The following is a 4,727-nucleotide window of genomic DNA, read 5'->3' as shown; positions in this document are numbered from 1 at the left end:
TCAACTCACCCACCGATCGGGTGACGGGAGGCTCCAATTCCTGCAGGTCACAGACGTTCAGGCGGACGTTCTGAAGCTCAAGTTGAAAAGGCTCACTGTCTGTGAGCCTCACCGATCGGTCGAAGAGTTGAAAAAGCTCACTCTTGGGCCACATGAGCGTCGCGGGTCTCAGCTTGCACGGTGGCCTGCCTGCAATGGCTTCGAGCCAGGTAAAAAGTAGTGGCCTGCAGCCCAGATCTACCAGCTCCTCACCGAAGTTATGGCACCGCCATGAGCGTCAGCCCTGGGGTTCGCGCACCGGGCAAGGGCCGACCTTGAGCCTTTGCGCTTGGTCTTCAAGCAAGGAGCATACCGCCCTAGATCTGCGAATATTGTGTGTAGTATCACCCGGTCGGCGGAGGTTGAAAAAGCTCCATCCGCACCTTGGAGATCACCGGCAAACAAAATCTATGTCTGAACGTCACCGAGATGAAGTATGTCGGCCTCTACTCCCAATTTCCAGGACGGTGGAGCAGAGGCCGACACAGGGACCCCTCGCCTTGGGACCCTTCAGCGTATCGATTAGATCGGGAGACGCCTCGACCTACCGGGATACGCTGACCGTTTGGTCGTCGGTGGTGACCTGCCGGATACGCCGACCTTGCGGTGGTCATATGATGGCAATCCTCTCGTCGATTACGGGTTAGACGCGCCAGGGGATGCCGCTCGGAACCCGTCGAGGCGGGCACGCTAGGCTCGGCCAGCCGGTCCAAGCCGACTCGATGGCTTTGCAGGGGATGCGGACGCCGATCCGTTTGCCGTTCACCTCAATATCGTCAACGGCGCCTCACCACATAAGACACCGTAAGCGCACACGTAGCGGTCCGACCGCGCACTTCTCCGAACTATCAGGGCCAAGTCTTCGTGGGAGCCCTGCATGAGTCATAGGTCCCAGCGGCCAGTTCCTCTCTGCCTCAGGTCACTAGAGGATGCGATGGTCTCAGCGTGGGCGTAATTGCGCCTGCCTGGGGTATGGGCAGTGTGCTGGGATCGTAGGCGCAGGTCTCCGACGACGCGGGCTTTTCGGCGTTTATCGGCTGCGTCCTGCTCCCGCTCATGGTGTTCGGCATACGCTGCGGCAAGCATCCGGCTCCACTCCAGGGAGGCTCTTACCTCGGTGACGAGGGCTACCCGCATTTCGGCTTCCTCGGCCTCCCAGCGAGCCTGAAGCGCTGTTCCTGCCTCCTCGGCCTCCTTGGCCTCGACCCGGCACGCGGGGCATAGACCGCTGGGATGTCCAGGACCTCTGCCAGAAACGGGGCACTCGGGAATGGAACACGCCCAAAGTGGTGCGGTCCCCTCGCTGTTGCGGGTGCGCCCAGCGCGATGGTCATCGCGTCGTCCTGCCCGGCGCTGGGCGCAGGCCCGGCATTCGGTTCCGGTGTCAATCATCTGGCCGTCCTCGCATCCGAGGTCCGGGCAATCCTTCGGCGGGCGTACCAGGCCAACGACGACGCCTACTGGCGAGCCCAGCCCCTTCCCTCCGTAATGGGCGGCGGCGTAGTTGTGAGATGACCAGCGCCGGTTAATCCGTTCGGCCAGATGAGCAGCATCCCGGGTGCTGAGCGCGGCCAGGATCGTGTTCCGGATGACGGCCGGGCGCTTCTTCGGTAGGAGCTCGACGAGCTCGGGCGGGAGCGCCTCCTCCACCATACGCACGGCGGCGGCTTGCTCCCGCGTCATACGGGCTCCCTTTCCCCGGCCTACGCCACGAGACGATCCGGCATTGCGAGACGCGGCGGAGACGCTTTTGCTCGCACGCGCACTACTACCTGCAGATGCCCTACGGGCGTCAGCAGCGCTCCGCGCCGAAGGCGCAATTTCTTCTTGTGATGCGTTTAGTTGACCTTCGTCTAGTTTATCCCCGCTCCCAGGGGGAGCGGGCCCCCGCTGGGAGCGGGTACGTACCCCCTGGGAGCGGGGTACGGGTTGACCTGGGGTTTCGTGCGACTTCATGGTGAAGTCGCACGTTTCTTCAGATGAAGACGCACCCCGCTGGGTGGGGGGATGGGACAGCGACTTAACAAGAGATTGCGCGTCAGTAGCCGCCGTCACTGGAGCCTGGAACGCGGCGAGCCCTGGTGGTAGCCACTGGGGCAGAGGCGGAAGGGGGAGCGAGAGCTTGCGGGCGGCCGCACGGTCCGCCTTGACCCGCGCGACCATGCCCTTCATGTATTGGCGACGAGCATCAAGCCACGCGTCAAACGCGGTCTCGCGCGCGACGCGCTCCTGCTTGCTCTCCTCTCGGTGCTGCGGGCCCCGGTTCATTGCGTACCAGTCGGACAGCGATCGGGGTCCGGTATAGCCGGCCGGGTGGGTGCCGTGGATCGTGTACCTGTTGCGGCGGATCAGACCAATCGTGGAGCGCTTGACAGAGACAGCTGTGATCAGCTCCAACTCGATCATCAAGGAGGTGATCGTCTCGTCTTTGGCGAAGCCCAGGAAACGGGCAAGCGTCCGCAGGTTAGGCCACACGTCCTCGTCGTCACGGCTCTGGCTGACGTGGGCGGCCATACCCCAGTACAGCGTCCGCGCGTCGCTGCTGGCGCCAGACAGGTACACCCAGTCGCCCACCATCGTGAACGGGGGGCGACTTCCCTGAGAAAACTCAAGCTTTGCGTCAAGGTCGTCAGCATCGTAGACACTCATCGTGCACCACCTGCGGGAAGGGGCTGACCGCCCCAGGTCGGCAAAGCCAAGACGATGCACCGATAGGCGGTTACCGGGATCGGCTGGCTGCAGCACTTCGTCAGCGTGTCGCCTTCAACTTCACGGGCGGACGAACTGAGGAGGAGGCCGCCGAGGAAGGGACGGCCAGGGTGGTGGACTGACGCCCCGAAAAGGGTGATGTGCCGAAGAACGGCACTGGTCGTGCGGAGCAATGCAAGATCCTTGTCTACTGTGTGGCGTAACCACCTGCGCAGACTGGTCGCCTCTACCGGACCTTGACAGATCTTTGTAGAATGAAAAACGGCGCGTGGGGTCTACTCGGCGGGAACCGGGTGGCGCTGACCACAGCTTTTGCAGGAGCCACTCGACGTCAAAGCGGGCGAGGCGAGTGGCCATCGGCGGCCCGGGACGGGAATCCCGGGCCGTTGGTACTTTCAGGCGGCGAGCGCGTCGTCCCCCGGGGGGAGCCCCTTGGCCGAGCGGATAGAAGCGACGCGTGCGGATTTGATGTCTGATAGAGCATCAGTCGGCCCTGCGATCAAGCTAGATGCGGGGATTTGCCAGTGGTCAGCCAAGCGGCCCAAGTCGGCGATGGTCCAGAGGCTGTAACCGCGCTGGCGCCGGCTGACCGTGTCCGTTGTCAGGCCGATTGCCGCCCCGAGGTCTGTCCAGTTCTCTCCGGTGACACCCAAGACGGCGGAGACGCTTTCACGTACCAAGCTCTCGACCCCGTGGGCTGCATTTCTACGCACAGGATTCTCCTTCCCATCACGCGGGCACGACTTTTAGTCGTGTTGCGCCGGAAACTTATCGGACCTTGCTCGCTTGGTGCGCCAGCGGAGCGCGCGTCCATCGTGATCTGTCGATCCTGGAGGTAGTTTCACCCGTTTGCCTAAGTCGGTCTTCGCGGTGGACATTTCAATTTCTGCTGCTGTACTACAGGAGTGTTTGAGGTCGACTCGTGACCTAACGAGCTCATGCATGGTAGGCGGTGCACGTCGCGAGGTATGGTTCGGGGTGTTACGTAACTATGGCTGACGGGGCCCGCGGGTGTTGGCCTGCTCGTTTGAGAGCAGGGCCGGCGATGGCTTGGATGGTTTCATTGATGTGTTCGCGTCGGGTGTTGTAGCGGGGGAGCCAGCGGGAGACGGGACGTCGTGCTCGCTGGGCCAGCTATTTCGGCCCTGGAGCGTCTCCCGCTGGAAGGTAGCGTCGAACGACTCGGCGAGTGCGTTGTCCGCGCTGCTGCGGATGGCGCTCATGACTGGAGGACACTGGCTTCAAATTAGCCTTTCAACTCGCCCACCCGATCGGGTGATGGTCGTCGTCTCGTAACTGACCAGGTCAGAGTCATATCCGATCCGCTGCTCGTCTGAAATTCGCGTCCCGGTTGACGCACCTCACGACCTGACCGCGGCCCGTGTCCACGGCATCGTCCAGGCACCAGGCAGATCCTGGTCCTGGCGGACCGGGCTACCAGAGCGTCGGCGCCACCTTCTGCACCCCCTGCTACCACCACCGGATCCAGCCGGTGCTGGTCGTGGTGGACCAGCCGGCCTCGATCGGCGCCCTGCCGTTACTGAGGTTTTCAGGGCGGGGCCGGTGGGTGGATAGGCAGGTTTGTGGCGGTGAGGCAGCCGTCGATCAGGTGGGGCCGGAGTTGGATTCTGCGTAATTCGCGGCGGAGTGTGCGGTCGAGGTCGTCAGGTGTGTCGAAGGCGGTGTTGGCCATCGCTCTGCGGCGCACCGCCCTGGTCCTGGACGCCCTGGAGATGGCCGCCGCCGCCCGCTTCCGCGCCGGCGCCGCCGACCTCACCGGCCTGATCCACCACAGCGACGCCGGATCTCAGTACCGGCTGGACAACGCCCTCGCCGAGAGCACGAGCGGCCTGTTCAAGGCCGAGGTCATCAAGCCGAACGGGCCGTCGGTCCGCAGGGTGTGGGGCATGGCCCTGGCGGCGTCCGCGACGATGAACGCGTCGCGGGCGTCGGTCTTTGCCTCACCGGAATAGAGATCG

At 63.7% G+C, this 4,727-nt stretch carries 1 protein-coding gene and 3 pseudogenes; 1 reads left to right on the top strand and 3 read right to left on the bottom strand.

The window, feature by feature from the left end; all coding sequences use genetic code 11:
* Positions 1-3,143 precede the first annotated feature (3,143 nt).
* Together ABZX75_RS33900 and ABZX75_RS33895 are read right to left on the bottom strand one after the other, a co-directional pair.
* A complete protein-coding gene (locus ABZX75_RS33900; protein WP_355417968.1) occupies positions 3,144-3,461 on the bottom strand; it encodes a helix-turn-helix domain-containing protein in 318 nt (105 codons plus the stop codon).
* A 355-nt stretch (positions 3,462-3,816) separates the two neighbouring features.
* A pseudogene (locus ABZX75_RS33895) lies at positions 3,817-3,971 on the bottom strand (integrase core domain-containing protein); the annotation flags it as partial.
* Positions 3,972-4,451: 480 nt separating this feature from the next.
* Here ABZX75_RS33895 and ABZX75_RS33890 point away from each other — a divergent pair.
* Positions 4,452-4,619: pseudogene (locus tag ABZX75_RS33890) on the top strand (IS3 family transposase); the annotation flags it as partial.
* Positions 4,620-4,636: 17 nt separating this feature from the next.
* On the opposite strand, the pseudogene ABZX75_RS33885 reads toward ABZX75_RS33890, so the two are convergent.
* A pseudogene (locus ABZX75_RS33885) lies at positions 4,637-4,727 on the bottom strand (transposase); the annotation flags it as partial.

This window comes from Streptomyces sp. NPDC003038 (assembly GCF_040611115.1).
Lineage (GTDB): Bacteria > Actinomycetota > Actinomycetes > Streptomycetales > Streptomycetaceae > Streptomyces.
This window is presented reverse-complemented; position numbering and strand designations above follow the sequence as displayed.